17 protein-coding genes and 1 tRNA gene are annotated in these 16,735 nt (G+C 64.3%); 2 read left to right on the plus strand and 16 right to left on the minus strand.

The window, feature by feature from the left end; genetic code table 11:
• The 5 genes from ccsA to Q0R16_RS00470 all read right to left on the minus strand — a co-directional run.
• Window positions 1-1,205 (minus strand): cytochrome c biogenesis protein CcsA (gene ccsA / locus Q0R16_RS00450; RefSeq protein WP_295630697.1); only part of this gene is annotated, 1,205 nt, incomplete at its 3' end.
• 60 nt (window positions 1,206-1,265) lie between these two features.
• The gene (ccmE, locus tag Q0R16_RS00455) at window positions 1,266-1,745 is read right to left on the minus strand and encodes a cytochrome c maturation protein CcmE (RefSeq protein ID WP_295630699.1); all 480 of its coding nucleotides are present in this window, start codon (window positions 1,743-1,745) and stop codon (window positions 1,266-1,268) included.
• Between the two features lie 172 nt (window positions 1,746-1,917).
• Window positions 1,918-2,646 (minus strand): heme ABC transporter permease CcmC, encoded by a 729-nt coding sequence (gene ccmC, locus Q0R16_RS00460; RefSeq protein WP_295630701.1) that lies wholly within the window; start codon window positions 2,644-2,646, stop codon window positions 1,918-1,920.
• Window positions 2,647-2,743: 97 nt separating this feature from the next.
• Window positions 2,744-3,802, minus strand: coding sequence for a Glu/Leu/Phe/Val dehydrogenase dimerization domain-containing protein (locus Q0R16_RS00465; protein ID WP_295630703.1), 1,059 nt, complete (start codon window positions 3,800-3,802; stop codon window positions 2,744-2,746).
• An 82-nt stretch (window positions 3,803-3,884) separates the two neighbouring features.
• Window positions 3,885-3,961 (minus strand) — tRNA-His (locus Q0R16_RS00470).
• 386 nt (window positions 3,962-4,347) lie between these two features.
• Between Q0R16_RS00470 and Q0R16_RS00475 the strand changes: the two genes are divergently transcribed.
• Window positions 4,348-4,977, plus strand: a complete 630-nt coding sequence (locus Q0R16_RS00475) for a 2OG-Fe(II) oxygenase (protein ID WP_295630721.1) — start codon at window positions 4,348-4,350, stop codon at window positions 4,975-4,977.
• Between the two features lie 58 nt (window positions 4,978-5,035).
• Here Q0R16_RS00475 and rpmE read toward each other — a convergent pair whose 3' ends face one another.
• The 11 genes from rpmE to Q0R16_RS00530 form a co-directional block, all read right to left on the minus strand.
• Window positions 5,036-5,263: a 50S ribosomal protein L31 gene (gene rpmE, locus Q0R16_RS00480; protein ID WP_295630705.1), complete on the minus strand. Its 228-nt coding sequence runs from the start codon at window positions 5,261-5,263 to the stop codon at window positions 5,036-5,038.
• Window positions 5,264-5,341: 78 nt separating this feature from the next.
• Window positions 5,342-5,845 (minus strand): 3-hydroxyacyl-ACP dehydratase FabZ, encoded by a 504-nt coding sequence (gene fabZ / locus Q0R16_RS00485; protein WP_295630707.1) that lies wholly within the window; start codon window positions 5,843-5,845, stop codon window positions 5,342-5,344.
• A 26-nt stretch (window positions 5,846-5,871) separates the two neighbouring features.
• On the minus strand, window positions 5,872-6,573 hold the full coding sequence (locus Q0R16_RS00490) for an OmpH family outer membrane protein (RefSeq protein WP_295630709.1): 702 nt from the start codon (window positions 6,571-6,573) through the stop codon (window positions 5,872-5,874).
• Window positions 6,573-9,302 carry an outer membrane protein assembly factor BamA gene (gene bamA, locus Q0R16_RS00495; protein WP_295630723.1) on the minus strand — a complete coding sequence of 910 codons (2,730 nt, stop codon included), beginning with the start codon at window positions 9,300-9,302 and terminating at the stop codon, window positions 6,573-6,575. Before bamA ends, Q0R16_RS00490 begins: the two co-directional genes overlap by 1 nt.
• 361 nt (window positions 9,303-9,663) lie before the next feature.
• Entirely contained in the window at window positions 9,664-10,779 is a 1,116-nt protein-coding gene (rseP, locus tag Q0R16_RS00500; RefSeq protein ID WP_295630725.1) for an RIP metalloprotease RseP, read from the minus strand.
• A complete protein-coding gene (gene dxr / locus Q0R16_RS00505) occupies window positions 10,776-11,933 on the minus strand; it encodes a 1-deoxy-D-xylulose-5-phosphate reductoisomerase (protein WP_295630711.1) in 1,158 nt (385 codons plus the stop codon). The genes rseP and dxr overlap by 4 nt, the downstream gene beginning before the upstream one ends.
• Window positions 11,930-12,703, minus strand: coding sequence for a phosphatidate cytidylyltransferase (locus Q0R16_RS00510; protein ID WP_295630713.1), 774 nt, complete (start codon window positions 12,701-12,703; stop codon window positions 11,930-11,932). Before Q0R16_RS00510 ends, dxr begins: the two co-directional genes overlap by 4 nt.
• Window positions 12,704-12,841: 138 nt before the next feature.
• On the minus strand, window positions 12,842-13,558 hold the full coding sequence (gene uppS / locus Q0R16_RS00515) for a polyprenyl diphosphate synthase (RefSeq protein WP_295630714.1): 717 nt from the start codon (window positions 13,556-13,558) through the stop codon (window positions 12,842-12,844).
• A complete protein-coding gene (gene frr / locus Q0R16_RS00520; protein WP_295630716.1) occupies window positions 13,555-14,112 on the minus strand; it encodes a ribosome recycling factor in 558 nt (185 codons plus the stop codon). Before frr ends, uppS begins: the two co-directional genes overlap by 4 nt.
• Window positions 14,112-14,834: a UMP kinase gene (gene pyrH, locus Q0R16_RS00525; RefSeq protein WP_295630718.1), complete on the minus strand. Its 723-nt coding sequence runs from the start codon at window positions 14,832-14,834 to the stop codon at window positions 14,112-14,114. Before pyrH ends, frr begins: the two co-directional genes overlap by 1 nt.
• Window positions 14,835-14,967: 133 nt before the next feature.
• Window positions 14,968-15,984: an aldo/keto reductase gene (locus tag Q0R16_RS00530; protein ID WP_295630719.1), complete on the minus strand. Its 1,017-nt coding sequence runs from the start codon at window positions 15,982-15,984 to the stop codon at window positions 14,968-14,970.
• Between the two features lie 266 nt (window positions 15,985-16,250).
• On the opposite strand from Q0R16_RS00530, the gene Q0R16_RS00535 reads away from it, so the two are divergent.
• On the plus strand, window positions 16,251-16,735 hold a 485-nt coding region (locus Q0R16_RS00535; protein ID WP_295630728.1), incomplete at its 3' end, for a M48 family metallopeptidase.

A 16,735-nucleotide genomic window follows, 5' to 3' on the forward strand; every position in this document is an offset into this window, starting at 1 on the left:
GCCGAAACCGGGTTGAAGTACGGCGGGCCGACCGAAACCTTGGTGCCCATCGCCTCGGTCAGCAGCGGGTAGAGCGTGCCGATCAGCACGATGCCCAGCGTGGCCGTCAGCATCACATTGTTGAACACCAGCGCGCCTTCGCGGCTAACCGGCGCAAAGCGTTCGCCCTCGGTCACGGTCGAGGCGCGCAAGCCGAACAGTGCCAGCGCGCCACCGATGTAGATCGCCAGCAGCGCCAGGATGAAACTCCCGCGCGTGGGGTCGACCGCGAAGGCATGGACAGACGTCAGGATGCCCGAGCGCACGAGGAACGTGCCGATCATCGACATCGAGAACGCGATCACGCCCAGCATGACCGTCCACGCGCGCAAGGCATTGCGCGCCGCCAGCACCGAGCACGAATGGAGCAGCGCGGTCGCCGCCAGCCACGGCATCAGTGACGCATTCTCGACCGGGTCCCAGAACCACCAGCCGCCCCAGCCGAGCGTGTAATAGGCCCAGTACGATCCGGCAGTGATGCCCAGCGTCAGGAAAATCCACGCACCCATGACCCACGGCCGCATCGCGCGCGCGAACGCCGGGCCGACATCGCGCGTGACCAGCGCGCCGATCGCAAAGCTGAATGCGATCGAAAGCCCGACGTAGCCGACGTAAAGCGTGGGCGGGTGGAACGCGAGCCCCACGTCCTGCAGCAGCGGGTTGAGCCCCTGCCCTTCGGCCGCCGCTTCGGGCAGCCGGGTGAACGGGTTCGAGGCGAACAGCAGAAACGCATAAAAGCCAATCGAAACAAAGGCTTGCCCCGCCAGCGTGGCAATCAGCGTGTTTTCGGGCAGCCGCCGTTCGACCAACGCAACGCAACCGCCGCCCAGCCCCATGATCGTCACCCACATCAGCATCGAGCCTTCGTGGTTGCCCCAGGCGCCGGCCAGCTTGAAGATCCACGGCTTCATCGAGTGGCTGTTTTCGACCACCAGCTTGACTGACAAGTCGGTCGTCAGGAACACCGTGATCAGGCACACGAACGCGATCGCGACCAACCCGCCTTGCGCCACCGCGAGCGGACGGACGATGCCCGCCAGCGCCGTGCCGCGCCCACCGGGCGACAGCGTGATATCGCTGCGCAACGCCAGGCTGCCCGCGATCAGTTGCAACACCGACAGCGCCGCCGCCAGCCACAACACTGCAAGGCCCAGCTCAGCTATCATGACGTTCAGCTATCATTGCGCAAAAATCTCAAGGTGTTGCCCCATGCTGCCGGCCTGGTCCTACTTCGTTTCCGCGACCAGTTGCTTGGCCTGATCCTTGGTCATCTGCTGCATTTCACGCGGCACATATTTCTCGTCGTGCTTGGCCAGCAGGTTGTCGGCCACGAAAGTCGCGCCTTCCATCCGGCCTTCGGCAACCACGCCCGAATTTTCGACGAACAGGTCCGGCGTGATTCCCTTGAATTTGACCGGCACTTTCGCCTTGCCATCGCCGACCACGAAATGGACGGTCACGCCATCGGCCTCGTGGGAAATCGAGCCTTTTTCCACCATTCCGCCCAGCCGCACCGCGCGGCCCTGTTCGGGCGGCTTGGCGGCAATATCGGCGGGGAGGTAGAAATAGCTGGCCTGGCTGCGCAGCGCATACGAAGCAAGCAACCCCGCGCCCACGAGCACAACCAGCGCGATTACCACCAGCACCAGCCGCTGGTGCTTGGCGGCGACGGGGCGCGCGAGCTTGGGACCGATCCCGGTGGTCATTTCAGGGCAGTCATCGGCGTTTCACCTCGTCACGGCGTTGTTCTGCGCGGCGCATTGCATAAAGCGTCCAGCCAATCAGCGCGACCATGCCGAAGCCGACTACCGCGTATGCAGCGGTCACGAAATCCCATTGTGAAAGGTGTTCGCGCATTGGATTCTTACGCCCCGACCTTCATGCCATAGCCTTGCGACGCAGACGCGCCTCGGTCTGGATCTGGGCCAGCAACGTGCGCATCCGTGCCATCACCAAGGCGCCATAGATCAGCGAGAACCCGATCGCCGCGATCAGCAGCGGCCACAGGAACGTGCCGTCGATCGCGGATTTGCCCATCGTGATCGACGCTGGCTGGTGCAGGCTGTTCCACCACACCACCGAACGGTTGATGATCGGAATGTTGATCGCGCCGACCAACCCGAAAATGGCCACGATGCGGTTGCCGCCCTCTCCGGCGGCGGCATCGCGCTGCGCGGCATGGGCCAGCGCGATATAGCCGAAATAAAGAAACAGCAGGATCAGGAAGCTGGTCAGCCGGCCATCCCACACCCACCAGGTGCCCCAGGTAGGCCGGCCCCAGATCGACCCTGTCGCCAGCCCCATCGCGGTGAACGCCGCGCCCGGCACCGCCGCCGCGCGTCCGGCGATGGCCGCCAGTGGATGTCGCCACACCAGTTCCATCAGGCTGCAAATCGCCAGCGTGGTCCACCCGGCCATGCCGATCCACACGCATGGCACGTGGATGAACAGGATGCGCACCGTTTCACCCATCAGCCGATCGGGCGGCACCACGATCAGCCCGAACAGCAGCGCGCCGATGCTCGACAGCAAGCCAAGCCCCAACAGCGCGGGCATCAGCCAGCGGGCAAGGCGCAGGAACCGGGCTGGATTGGCGAAACCGTGCATGAACGCTGAAGCGGTGCTTGATCCCTCGGGTCAGCGGAGAAGCCGCAGCCGAAGCTCTCCTGCCACCGTGAAGGGCGCTGAGCAAGGGATTCGCGTATTACCTGCCTATCAGGGCTTGCGCCATGCGGTCGGCCACAGCGTCCGGGCTTTGGCCGGTGGCTTCGCTTTCGCGCCAGATCGCGCTCAGCCGCCCCGGAATCTCTGCGATCGCGGCGTCGACAGCCGCGCGGTTTCCGCTGCCGTCCTGTTCGCGCGCGAGATATTCGAGCGTGACATTGATGATCCCGCCGGCGTTTATCACGTAGTCCGGCGCATAGAGAATGCCGCGTGCGGCCAGCACCGGGCCGTGGCCTTCGCGCGCAAGCTGGTTGTTGGCGCCGCCCGCCACGATCGGCGCGTTGAGCCGGGCAATACCGGCATCGTCGAGGATCGCACCCAATGCGTTGGGGCTGAACACATCGCACGCCACGTCCATGACCGCATCGGCAGTCACCGTTTCGGCGCCGAGTTCGGCGGCGAGCGCGGCGGCGCGTGCCGAATCGACATCGGCCAGAGTCAGCTTCGCGCCATCGGCGGCAAGCAACCGCGCCAGACCGCCACCAACGCTGCCGGTGCCCTGAACAGCGATATGAACCCCCTGAAGGTCACGCCCCAGCTTGTGCGCCACCGCGGCTTTGAGCCCAAGGTAAATGCCATGCGCAGTAAACGGACCGGGATCGCCGCCCGCTTCACCCCCGGCTACCGGAAGCCCCGAGACATACTTCGTGCGTTCTGCGATCGCGACCATGTCGGCCACGGTCATGCCCACGTCCTCGGCGGTGATGTAGCGCCCGCCCAGCGCCTGAACCGCATCGCCAAACGCAGCGATCAACGCGGGGGTCTTGGTGCGCGCAGGATCGGCCAGGATCACGGCCTTGCCGCCGCCCACCGGCAACCCGGACATCGCGTTCTTGTAGCTCATGCCGCGCGACAGCCGCAGCGCATCGCGCATCGCCAGCGCAGGATCAAGGTAATGCCAGAAGCGCGTTCCGCCGGCGGCCGGGCCACGGTGAGTCGAATGGATCGCGAAGATCGCGGTCAGCCCGCTCGCACGATCATGGACAACCTCGACGGCTTCGTGGGCATCGAAATCGGCTTCGGTCCAGAAGGCGGGCATAGTGCGTTCCTCGTTGGCTGCAACAGCGTTGCAGCACCGGTGCATCGGCGCTGCAAATATGGTGCCGTCAACGAGAGAGAAATGGGGCGATCGAGGGGGTTCGAACCCCCGACCTCCGGTACCACAAACCGGCGCTCTAACCAACTGAGCTACGATCGCCACAGGTCCCGTTCACGCGACAACAAGGGCGCGCTGTTGGGACCACTCCGTGCCATCGTCAAGCAACGATTGGCAAGGCTGCGCGCTGTTGCAGAAAGGTGGCGCGAAGGGCAAGCGAAAACTGCAAGGCACGCGCTCCACGTAATTTAATTGCGCAGGCGTGAAACGCTCACTCAGCGCCCCAACCGCGAAATGCCACGCACGGTCGCTCGATTCCCGCATCGACCAACGCGCGTTCGCGCAAGGTGATCGGCCCTCCCATTTGCTGCCCGGCGCTCGAACCCATACCCCCCTGGCGCCGCGCACCGCGCGAAACCACAGGTAGCGGCTGTCCAATCGACTGTTCAAGTGTCTCGCACGGCCTTAAACTGACTGGCGTGAGTCTCCTGGCCCCCACCTTGTCGATTGCCCAGCGGTTGTGCGCGGTTTCGCGCGCGCAACGGGTGCCCTCGCCCGCGCTCGAACTGCTGATCATGCGCAACGTGGTCAGCGCGTCGGATTGCGAGGCGCTGATTGCACTGATCGATGCCGGACGCCGCCCGTCGACGATCGCCGACGCCAATGGCGATCCGCTGTTCCGCACCAGCGAAACCTGCGATTTGCCACTGTCCGAGCCGGTGGTCGCGTCGCTGGACGCGCGACTTGCGGCGATGACCGGGATCGATCCCGCATGCGGCGAACCACCCCAGGGCCAGCGCTATGCCCCTGGCCAGGAATTCAAGGCGCACACCGACTATTTTGAACCCGACGGCGAAGATTTCGCGCGGTTCTGCGCCAGATCGGGCCAGCGCACATGGACGCTGATGCTTTACCTCAACGCGGTGGACGCGGGCGGCGCCACGCGATTCGTGACGGCTGACAAGATCGTGCGTCCCGAAGCCGGCAAGCTGCTGGCGTGGAACAACCGCCGGGCCGATGGCAGCGTCAACACGGCCACGCTGCATCAGGGGATGCCGGTGCGGAAGGGTGTGAAGTACGTGATCACCAAGTGGTATCGCGAGCGCGCCTGGGGGTGACGGGCCAACAAAAAAGGGCGGCACAGCGGCCGCCCTTTTGTAGATCTGTTGCGGCAGTTCAGCCCTTCTTGAGCGTGAGCCCACCGAAGCGCTTGTTGAACTGTGCCACGCGGCCGCCCGAATCGAGCTGGCGGGTGCCACCGGTCCAGGCCGGGTGCGACAGCGGGTCGATGTCGAGCGCCATCGTGTCGCCTTCCTTGCCCCAGGTGGAGCGGGTTTCGAACACGGTTCCGTCGGTCATCTGGACCTTGATCATGTGGTATTCGGGGTGAATTCCGGCCTTCATGGCGCTTGTCTCCTGGGCGGACCGGTTCCGACCGGGCCTGAAATGAAGGGGCGCGCTTAAGCGGTGCCGCGCCGAAAATCAAGCAGAAGGCGCGTCGGCGATCATCGCGGTGAACGAAACTTCGCACGCCACCTTTTCGCCAAGCATCGCCTTGCCGGCGAACTTGCACACGCGGCTGCGCTTCTGGGTGAAGCTGACGTGGAGATCGAGCAGGCAGCCGGGTTCCACCGGCGTGCGAAACTTGGCTTCCTCGATCGCCATGAAATAGACCAGCTTGCCCGAACCCGCGAGCCCGAGCGATTCGACCGCGAGCACGCCCGCGGCTTGCGCCAGCGCTTCGATCTGGAGCACGCCGGGCATGATCGGGCGGCCGGGGAAGTGACCCTGGAAGAACTGTTCGTTCATCGTCACGGCCTTGACCGCGTGGATGCTTTCGTTGGGCACCAGCGCGATCACGCGATCGACCAGCAGCATCGGATATCGATGCGGCAGCGCCGCCATAACGCGGGTGACGTCGAAGGCCAACGGCGCCGAGGACGATGCCCCAGCGCCGCTTGCTTCGATGGTTTCGTCTTTGCTCATGCCCCAGGATGCCTCAAGCCCGCGCCTTAGCGGCCGGTAGGCTTCTTGGCCGGCGCGGGCGCAGCGGCAGGAGCAGGTGCACCACCGGCCTGCGCGGCTTCGGCGGCGCGCTGTTCGCGCTGTTCACGCGGTTCCCAGCCGGCCGGCGGCACGATCTGCGCCGAAGGCAGCAGCACGTTGAGCTCGTCGAGCACCGACTGGTTGAGGTTGTAGGCGTTGTTGGCCGAAATGATCGCGGTCGGGTTGACCAGGATGCTGATCTTGCGCTTGGCCATCGCGTTCTGCACCGCGACGACGAGCTTGTCGTTGATCTGCTCCTGCACATAGGCCTCGCTCAGCGCGACCGGCTGGAGAATCCCTTGCAGTTCCTGCTGGCCCGACTGCTGGAGCTGCTGGATGATCGCGGCTTGCTGGCGCAGCGCGTTCTGATCGGCATTCGGCGCGGCGCGGTCCTTGTTGAACTTGTCGGCCATCGGCTGAAGCTGCGCGGCGATTGCCTTGCGGCGCGCTTCGGCAGCATCGAACTGCGCCTTGTACGTGGTCAGGCGCTGAGTCTGCGCGGTCTTGTAGGCGCTCGAATTGGCGACGACCGCGTCGAGGTTGGCCACACCCAGGCCGGGGGCAATTGCCAGCGGCGGCGTGGTGCCGGTCTGCGCAAGGACGGGACCGGCAAGCGCGGTGGTGGCAAGCGTGACGGCGACAAATGCGGATTTGATCAAGGTTTTCATCAGAACTGGGTTCCCACGTTGAAGCTGAAGGATTTGACGTTATCGCCAGCCTGCTTGAGCAGGGTCTTGGCAAAGTCGATGCGGAACGGCCCGAATGGCGAATTCCAGTTGAAGCCGATACCCACCGACAGGCGCGGCCGCGGTGTGCTGTTGAAGTAGAATTCGCGGAACGGCGAGATGCTGTTGCCGAGCGCAGTGTTTGCTGCGGTGCCCGTGGTCCCGGCAAGACACGCCGGCGGCGACGGATTTGTCGCGTTGGTCACCGTGGTAGCAGCGGTGGCGGCGCAGTTCGCATCGACCGCGGTGATCTGCGTGTAGAGCGCATTGCCAGCGGTGTCGCGCGACGGAATGAACAATGGATTGTAGACCGGCGGCGTGTTGGTGATCGGCGCCTTGATGCCCCACACCGCGCCCACGTCCATGAAGATCGAGGGGCGAATGCCGAGTTCCTTGGCACCAGAACCGAGCGGAATTTCCAGCTCGGCGTGGCCGAGATAGTAGTATCGGCCGCCCAGCGCGTCGTCGGTCCAGGTGTTCTTGTCGGTGCTGACGATGTTGGGATCGTAGAACGTATTGCCAGCAGCATCGGTCTGCGCAAGCAACGGCTTGCGCACCACACGCGGACCCACGCCGCGAATGTCGAAGCCGCGGAAGTTGGGTTCGCCAAGCTGGAACCGGTCGGTCAGGTAGATATCGTCGGTGCCGGCGATGTTGCGGTTGTTGAGCGCCTTGATCGCGCCCGCTTCGCCGCGCAGCGAGAAGATGAACTTCTTGGGCAACGGGAAGTACCTGGCCGCGCTCGCTGTCAGGCGCGCGTAACGAACCGATCCCCCCAGCCCGGCGAAATCGGCACCCAGCACGGCTTGCGTACCGCGCGAAGGGTGGAGCCTGTTGTCGAGCGTGTCATAGACCAGCGATGCGCCAATGATCGAGCTCGTGCGCCGGCCGATCGTGTCACACAAATAGCGCCCGGCCAGCAGCGAATCGCAGGCCTGCACGCCCGGCGTGATGCGATCGGTGAAATAGGTGCCCTGGTCGAGCGTCACGTTGTCGATGTTGAAGGTGTAGCGACCGATCAGCGAGGTGAATTCGGTCAGCGCCAGGCCGATGCGGGCCTGGAAGCCGGTTGTCGTCTGCTTGTATGTGGTGTTGCGGGTGTTGTTGAGGAAGTTGAAGCTGTTGAGATCGCGGCGATAGACGTCCATCCCGAAGCTGACGTTCTTGTCGAACAGGTACGGTTCGGTGAAGCTGGCCTGGACGCTGCGGGTGTAACGCGAATAGTCCACGCTCAGGCCAACCGTCTGGCCGCGCCCGCGGAAGTTGCGCTGTTCGATCGAAGCCTGGAAGATCAGGCTTTCAAGGCTGGAGTAGCCCGCCGAAAGCTGGAGCTGCCCGGTCGGCTTTTCCTCGACGTTGGCTTCCAGGATGATGCGATCGGGCGCGGTGCCCTGCTTCTGTTCGACCTCGAACTTTTCCTGGAAGAAACCGAGCGAGTTGATGCGGTTGGTGGTTCGCTTGACCTGAAGCGTGTTGAACGCGTCGCCTTCGGCCAGGCGGAATTCGCGGCGCACGACCTTGTCCTGTGTCAGCGTGTTGCCGTTGACGTCGATCCGTTCGACATAGACGCGTGGGGCTTCCGCAATGCGGAAGTCCACGTCCATCGTCAGCTTTTCCTTGTTGCGGTTGAAATCGGGCCGCACGTCGGCGAACGCATAGCCCAGCGTACCCGCCGCTTCGGTCAGCCGGTCGACGTTGTCTTCCACCGCCTTGGCATTGTACCAATCGCCGGCCTTCATCGGCAGGCGTTTGGCCAGCGCATCGCCATCGAAATCGCGCAACTGGCTTTCGACCTTCACGTTGCCGAACTTGTAGCGCGGGCCTTCTTCCACCACGTAAGTGATGATGAAGTCTTTCTTGTCCGGCGTCAGTTCGGCCACGGCCGAAACCACGCGGAAATCGGCATAGCCGTTAGTCAGGTAGAACTGGCGCAGCTTCTGCTGATCATAAGCCAGCTTGTCGGGATCGTAGCTGGTGCCCGATGAGAACACGCGGAACAGCCGCGATTGCTTGGTCACCATCTGCGAACGCAGCGCGCTGGCCTTGAACACCTTGTTGCCGATCAGGTTGATCTGGCGGACCTTGGACTTGGGCCCTTCGTGGATTTCGAAGATGATATCCACGCGGTTCTGGTCGAGCTTGACCATCTTGGGTTCGACCGTGGCCGCAAACCGCCCCTGGCGCTTGTACTGCTCGATGATCCGCGCAACGTCTGCGCGCACTTTCGATCGCGTGAAGATCTGCCGCGCCGAAAGCTTGATTTCGGGCAGCAGCTTGTCTTCCTTGATGCGCTTGTTGCCTTCAAGGATGATGCGGTTGATGACCGGGTTTTCCTTGACCGTGATCGTAACGGTGCCGGCATCGTTGCGCACTTGCACATCGGCGAACAGTTCGGTGGCGAACAGGTCCTTGAGCGCCTGGTCGGCCGACGCCTGGGTATAAGCCTCGCCCACCCGCAGCGTGATGTAGGACCGGATCGTGTCGGGTTCGAGCCGCTGCGCGCCGGCGATGTTGATTGCCTTGATCGGTTCGGCCACGGGCACGACAACCGGCGCCGGAGCGGGCGCCGCAACCGGGGTGGCGGCAGGCGCTGCTGGCGCCTTGGCGGCTTTGACGGCCGAACTCTGGGCAATCGCGGTACCGGACAGGCCGGTCAGGCACGTCGTCACCATCAACGCGGCCAGCAACGGCCGCGTTGCTGCGCCGGGCGCTTTCGCGGCTGCGCCGGGCAGGACACCAGCAACGGCGTGGCCTGAATTGCGTGCGATCATTACCCAGCGTTTCCCGTCTCTGACCCGAAATCCGCGCGCCCGATCGGCACGCCGGATTCCCGGCCGCATAAAACTCCGCCGCCCTCTGCCCGAAGCGGCCACACCAATCAAGCGCGCCATTGGTCCGATCACCCGACCGGAACCACGCCGCGCCCCTTAATTTTCTGCCCCACCTGCGGAAAATTCGACCCAACCCATGCGCCATTGTTCCGGCGCCGTCCTGACATCGCGGCTAGCCGCCGAACACTTTGACCAGCGGCGGTTACCCGCCGAATATCTTAAACTGCGCGATGTCGTTGACCGTCACGAACAGCATCAGCGCGACAACGAACGCAAGCCCGGTGCGGAAGGCCCATTCCTGGCCCCGCTCACTCACCGGTTTGCGCCGCACCGCCTCGATTGCATAGAGCGCGAGGTGGCCGCCATCGAGCACCGGGATTGGCAAGAGGTTTATGAACCCCAAGTTAATCGAGATCAGCGCGACAAACCACACGAAGTTCAACCAGCCGAGCGAAAGCTGCTCGCCCGAAAATTTCGCGATCTTGAGCGGTCCGCCCAGCTCCTTGGTATCGCGCTTGCCGGTCACGATCTGGCCGATGCCGGTCACCGACATCTTCACGATGGTCCACGTCTGACCCACGGCGAGCCCCACCGCTTCTACCGGGCCTACGGCCACGCGTTCGATGCTTGCCGGGCCGATGCCGAGGTAACCGATGCGGCTTTCGTTGCCGAACTTGTCCTTGGTGACCTTGTCGCGCGCCTTGACCTGCAATGTCTGGCGCTGGCCGCCGCGTTCGATCACCACGTCGAGCGGTTCGCCGGGGTGCTGCGCGATCGCCATATGCATCGCTTCCCAGTCCGACGGCGTTTCGCCCAGGATCGAGACCACGCGATCACCCACGCGCAGGCCCGCGGTTTGCGCAACCGAGCCGACTTCGACCGTGCCGATCACCGGTGCCGCGACGATCTTGCCAAACGCCAGGCTGAAGCCTGCGAGGATCAGGATCGCGAACAGGAAATTGGTGACCGGCCCCGCTGCCACCACCGCGGCGCGCTGCCACAGTGGCTTTGCATTGAGCGTGCGTTCGCGTTCTTCAGCCGGCAGCGACAGCCACGCGGCATCGGGCTTGCTCGACGCATCGGCATCGCCCGCAAACTGAACGTAGCCGCCCAACGGAAGCATCGACACCTTCCAACGGGTGCCGCGTTTGTCGGTCCAGCCGAACAGCTCCTTGCCGAAGCCGATCGAGAACACATCGGCCTTGACCCCGCACCAGCGCCCGACGGTGTAATGACCCAGCTCGTGCAGGAAGATCAACGGCCCGAGCAGCAGCGCAAAGCCGACCAGCGTCAGCAGGATACCCGGAGAATGCATCAGGCGATGGCTTTCATGGCTTGCTGTGCGTGGATACGCGCCTCGCGGTCGATCGCAATCACGTCTTCAAGCGTCGTGGGCGCGGCAGGATTGTATGTTCCAAGCACGTCTTCGACATATGCAACGATCTGGGTGAACGCGATATGACCAGCGAGGAACGCCGCCACCGCGACTTCGTTCGCCGCATTGAGCACGGCCGGCGCCGCGCCGCGCGCGATCACCGCCTCGCGCGCGACGCGGGTGGCGGGAAAGCGCGTTTCATCGGGCGCGCGGAAGGTCAGTTCGCCGATCGCGGCCAGATCGAGCGGGGCGCACGGCGTGTCCATCCTTGCGGGCCAGGCGAGCGTGGAAGCAATCGGCACGCGCATGTCCGAGGGGCCGAGTTGCGCCAGCGTCGAGCCATCGCGGTATTCGACCATAGAGTGCACGATCGATTGCGAGTGGACGATGATCCGCAAGCGTTCCACGCCGACCGGGAACAAGTGATAGGCCTCGATGAATTCGAGCCCCTTGTTCATCATCGTGGCCGAATCGACGCTGATCTTGGCGCCCATCGACCAGTTGGGATGCTTGACCGCCTGCGCGGGCGTGGCGTGCGCGAGTTGGTCGAGAGGCCAGTCGCGGAACGGCCCCCCGCTGGCGGTGAGCGTGATCCAGCGGACGTGCGCCAGATCGTTACCGGCGAGGCACTGGAAGATGGCGTTGTGCTCGCTGTCGACCGGCAGCAGCGTAGCGCCGGTGCGCGCGACGGCAGCGGTCAGCACGTCGCCCGCCGAAACCAGTGATTCCTTGTTGGCCAGCGCGACGGTGCGGCCCTGTTCGATCGCCGCCATCGTGGGGGCAAGGCCCGCGCAGCCGACGATCGCTGCGAGGGTGAGATCGCAGGGGCGCGCGGCGGCTTCGATGAGCGCTTGCGCGCCGCCAGCGGCCTCGATGCCCGATCCGGCGAGGGCTTCGCGAAGTGCGGGCAAGCAGGTTTCGTCGCCGACGACGGCGATCTGCGCCGAGAATTCGCGCGCCAGCTTGGCGAGGTCCTCGGCCTGGCAATTGGCGGTGAGCGCGACGACCTGCCAGTTCGCGCGATCGCGCCGGATCAGGTCGAGCGTCGATGCGCCGACTGATCCGGTTGCGCCGAGGATGGAGATGGTGCGGGTCACTGATCGATCATCTCAAACTTAGGGCGCGACTGCTTATGGTTCTGTGTGGACATAGCCAAGGGAGCAAGGAACACCAGTGCCACGCAGAAGACCACCGCCAGCAATCCGTCGACCCGATCAAAGAGTCCACCATGACCGGGGATCAGGTTACCGCTGTCCTTTACGCCGGCACGTCGCTTCATCCAGCTTTCGAAGAAGTCGCCCGATTGGGCGATAAGCGCAATCAGAACTGGCAATATCAACCAAACGCCGGGACTGGCCACAAGGTAGTAGGTATCCTGCATATAGTCTGGCTCTTGCAAGCGCGTCCACAGCAGTGCGCTCATGACCAAACAGAGGGCCACAGCCAATATCGCGCCGCCAAGGCCCGCCCATGTCTTCGATGGGCTGATCGACGGTGCAATTTTCGGGCCACCAATCGTTCGGCCCGCAAAATATGCGCCTACGTCAGTTGCGATGATCGCGCCAACAAGGACAATCAGCAGCGCCAGTCCGAACGGCAAGAAACGAAGAAAGATCAAGGTGGCTGCAGCCAAGCCAATGTAGATCACACCGGCCACCGACCAGACAAGCCTTGCAAGGGGCGATTTTGCCAAGCCGCGGACAAGCCCCCACCACTCCCACAGCACCCCCAGCGCCACCGCCGCCACGAACGCCGTCCACCAGTACCCACCCAGCCACAGCGCGCTGCCCGCCACCGCGATCATCACCACCGCCGACGCGGTGCGCACGCCGAGGTCGGATTTCTTGGGGGGCGGTGCGGTTGTCACGACAGGTGCCCCGCCCGCTTGCGGGAGGGGTTAGGGGTGGGCACTTGCCGGCAAACGCTGTGGCAGGCGGACAAGAAGAAGTGCCCACCCCCGGCCCCTCCCGCAGGCGGGAGGGGGGAAAGAAGACGGCCCCTCACCTCAACGCCCGCCATAACGCCGCTCTCTTGCCGCAAAAGCCTCCAGCGCCTGCGCCAGGTGTGCCGGCGTGAAATCGGGCCACAGCACTTCGCTGAACCACAGCTCCGCATAGGCCGCCTGCCACAGCAGGAAGTTCGACAGCCGTTCCTCGCCCGAGGTGCGGATCAGCAGATCCAGCGGGGGCATGTCGGCCGTGTAAAGCTCGGCCTCGATCGCCTCGAGGGTAATATCGCCCTTCACCGCCGCCGCGCGCGCGGCAAAGACGATCTCTTGCTGCGCGCCGTAATTGAGCGCGATCGCCAGCGTGGTGCCGCGGTTGTGCGCGGTTTTGGCAAGCGCATCGTCGATCATCGCCACCAGGTCTGGCGCGAGCACCCGATAATCGCCGATGATGTGCAACCGCACATCGTTCGCCACGAATTCGGCCAGGTCGCTGCGGATGAAAGTCCGCATCAGGCCCATCAGGTCGTTGATTTCGTCCTCGGGCCGGCGCCAGTTTTCGGAACTGAACGCATAGAGCGTCATCGCCTCCAGCCCCATGCCCCGCGCCGCCCGGACCACTTCGCGCACGGCTTCGACGCCCTTCTTGTGCCCGAATGCGCGCGGCAGGTGGCGCTTCTTGGCCCAGCGGCCATTGCCGTCCATGATGATGGCAACATGACGCGCGCCGTGCGTGGCACCACCACCATCATCCAAGGCGGACACCGCGAGCGTCACTTGCCCATGATTTCCTTTTCCTTGTGCGCGGTCACTTCGTCGACGGCCTTGATCATCTCGTCGGTGAGCTTCTGGACCTCGGTTTCGTGGCGCTTGCGCTCGTCTTCCGAGATTTCCTTCTTGTTTTCATCGACTTTGAGGTTTTCCATGCCGTCACGACGCACGTTGCGGATGGCGATCCGCGCGTTTTCCGCATATTTGCTGGCAAGCTTGGCCAATTCCTTGCGGCGTTCCTCGGTCAAATCCGGGATCGGCAGCCGCAAATTGTTGCCATCGTTGATCGGATTGAGGCCCAGGCCGGCCGAACGGATCGCCTTTTCCACCGGGCCGACGTTGGTCTTGTCCCACACTTGCACCGACAGCAGCCGCGGTTCGGGCGCCGAAACGGTCGCCACCTGGTTCAGCGGCATATTGCTGCCGTAAACGGTGACCATGATCGGATCGAGCAGCGCGGTGTTGGCCCGCCCGGTGCGCAATCCGCCCAGATCGCTGCGCAGCGAATCGACCGCGCCCTGCATGCGGCGGGATAGGTCCGACTTGTCGTACTTTGCCATCAGGCCTCTCCAGTCACCAATGTCTGCGTGCCCTCGCCGCGAAGCACCCGCGCGAGATTACCCTGCTCGCGGATCGAGAACACCACGATCGGGATATTGTTGTCACGACACAAGGCCACCGCACTTGCGTCCATCACCTTGAGGTTCTGCGCCAGAACGGTGTCGTAATCCACCGTGTCGAAGCGCTTGGCCGCAGGATTGGTCTTGGGATCGCTGTCATAGACCCCGTCGACGCTGGTGCCCTTCAGCAGCGCATCGCACTTCATTTCGGCGGCGCGCAGCGCAGCGCCGCTGTCGGTGGTAAAATACGGACTGCCCACGCCCGCCGCGAAGATCACGATGCGGCCTTTTTCAAGGTGCCGTTCGGCGCGGCGGCGGATCACGGGTTCGCATACCGTGTCCATCTGCACGGCGGATTGTACGCGGGTGTTGACGCCGAGCTGCTCCAGCGCGTTCTGCATCGCCAGCGCGTTCATCACCGTGGCCAGCATGCCCATGTAGTCGGCCTGCGCCCGGTCCATGCCTTTGGCGGCGCCGGCCATCCCGCGGAAGATGTTGCCCCCGCCGATGACCAGGCAGATTTCCAGCCCGGTGTCGCGCGCGGCCTTCACCTCTTTGGCCAGTTCGGCGACGAATTCGGGATCGATCCCGTACTGCTGGTTGCCCATCAGCACTTCGCCCGAAAGCTTGAGCAGGATTCGCTTGTAGCGGGGTGCGGTCATGGTTCGATCGGCAAAATGGTGGAACAGCGGGCTGCGGGGGGCCTTAGCCCTTGCACGCCCCGCTGCCAAGCACGCGGCTGGGGATAGTTGAGGCCGGTGGGTGGCTCACCCCATCGGCCTCACCCCATCGGCCTCAACCCATGGGATAGCGAATCTCGCGCGAAACCTTGTCGATCGCCTTCATCACGTCCGCCGGCAGAACAAGATCGGCCGCGGCGAGGATCTCGTCGAGCTGAGACTCGGCCGATACGCCCACGATCGTCGAGGCCACGAAATCGTGCTGCTTGGACCAGGCCACCGCCATCGTCACCGGGCTCATCCCCGCTTCGGCCGCAATGCCCGCAAAGCGCGCGGTCGCTTCCAGCGAACGATCGTTGACGAAGCGCCGCCCCATCGCCGCCTGCCGCCCTTCCATCGCCAGGTAGCGCGAAAATCGCGCGCCTTCGGGCCGCGCGCCACCAGCATACTTGCCCGAAAGCACCCCGCCCGCGATCGGCGAAAAGGGGATGAGGCTGACGCCTTCCTTGCGGCAAACTTGCGCGAGTTCATCCTCGAAGCGCCGGTTGTTGAGGCTGAAATTGTTCTGGATCGTCTGATAGCGCGCGGTGCCGAGCTTTTCGGCCGTGGCGATGCTTTTCATCAGGCCCCACGAGGTCTCGTTCGAACAGCCGTTGATCCGCACCTTGCCCGCACGCACCAGTTCGTCGAGCACCTCCAGCGTTTCGTCGTAAGCCGTATCGTGATCGGGCCAGTGCGTCTGATAAAGGTCGATATAGTCAGTGCCGAGCCGGGTCAGGCTTTCCTCGACCGCCGTTACGATATGCCGCCGATCGAGCGCGGTCATCCCCGAACGCTTGGGGCTCTTGAACCACACGTGGCTCGGGCCCGAGACCTTGGTCGCCAGGATCACCGCATCGCGCGGCTTGGTCTTGAGCCAGCGCCCGACGATATCCTCGGTACGGCCGACCCACTTGGCATCGGGCGGCACCGGATAGCCTTCGGCGGTATCGTAGAAGTCGATCCCCGCATCGAAGCAGCGATCGAGAATGCGGTGCGCGGCGGCCTCCTCGGTCTGGCTGCCGAAGGTCATCGTGCCCATGCAGATATCCGAGACGACGATGGCGGACGTGCCGAGACGGCGGTGCTGCATGGGGATCTCCGGTAAGGATGGCTGGAATGGCTTTGACTCGGATGGCCTGTTCCGGGTGCCCGCGTCAACCTTCCGAACTTTCCACCGCAGCGCGGATTTGACCAAGTGTGTCGGCAAATGGCACGATGCAGCCGACGAAAAAATCGGGAGGGGTTGGCATGAAGGCGAAGATTTCGGAAAACATTGCGCCGTTGGCTGCGGCTTTGCTGGGCCTGGCGGGCGTGGCATCGCCGGGTGCGGCGCTGGCGCAGGCGCGGGGTGTGCCCATGGACGTGCCGGGCATCGCCGTGCCCGGCCCGCAGTCGATCCGCGAGACCGACAGGGCAAGCGGCGCCAAGGCCGATCCGCAACTCGTTGCCGATTTCGGCGGGGCCTATGCCGGCTCGCAAGCCGCGCTGGTGCAGCGTGTGGGGCGGACGGTGGCGGCGCAATCAGGCATCGTCGAGGCGCAAGCGACGTTCTCGTTCAAGCTGCTCAACTCGCCGGTGGAGAACGCATTCGCGATCCCCGGCGGCTATGTCTATGTCACCCGCGCGCTGCTGGCGCTGATGAACAACGAAGCCGAACTGGCCTTCGTGCTAGGCCACGAAACCGGCCACGTCGCCGCACACCATTCGGACGCCCGTGCAAAGATCACCCAGCGCAACGTGCTGCTGGGCGCGCTGGGCCAGGCGGTGCTTGGCGGCTTGCTCGGCAACGGTACGCTGGGGCAAGTCGGTCAGCAACTGGGGCAGACCGGCATCCAGCGGCT

Source organism: Novosphingobium sp. (assembly GCF_025351285.1).
In the GTDB taxonomy this organism is placed as follows: domain Bacteria; phylum Pseudomonadota; class Alphaproteobacteria; order Sphingomonadales; family Sphingomonadaceae; genus Novosphingobium.

Coding starts and splice junctions, on each gene's coding strand:
- ccmE (WP_295630699.1), bottom strand. CDS start 1,745: ATGACCACCGGGATCGGTCCCAAGCTCGCGCGCCCCGTCGCCGCCAAG.
- ccmC (WP_295630701.1), bottom strand. CDS start 2,646: ATGCACGGTTTCGCCAATCCAGCCCGGTTCCTGCGCCTTGCCCGCTGG.
- Q0R16_RS00465 (WP_295630703.1), bottom strand. CDS start 3,802: ATGCCCGCCTTCTGGACCGAAGCCGATTTCGATGCCCACGAAGCCGTC.
- rpmE (WP_295630705.1), bottom strand. CDS start 5,263: ATGAAGGCCGGAATTCACCCCGAATACCACATGATCAAGGTCCAGATG.
- fabZ (WP_295630707.1), bottom strand. CDS start 5,845: ATGAGCAAAGACGAAACCATCGAAGCAAGCGGCGCTGGGGCATCGTCC.
- Q0R16_RS00490 (WP_295630709.1), bottom strand. CDS start 6,573: ATGAAAACCTTGATCAAATCCGCATTTGTCGCCGTCACGCTTGCCACC.
- bamA (WP_295630723.1), bottom strand. CDS start 9,302: ATGGTGACGACGTGCCTGACCGGCCTGTCCGGTACCGCGATTGCCCAG.
- frr (WP_295630716.1), bottom strand. CDS start 14,112: ATGGCAAAGTACGACAAGTCGGACCTATCCCGCCGCATGCAGGGCGCG.
- pyrH (WP_295630718.1), bottom strand. CDS start 14,834: ATGACCGCACCCCGCTACAAGCGAATCCTGCTCAAGCTTTCGGGCGAA.
- Q0R16_RS00530 (WP_295630719.1), bottom strand. CDS start 15,984: ATGCAGCACCGCCGTCTCGGCACGTCCGCCATCGTCGTCTCGGATATC.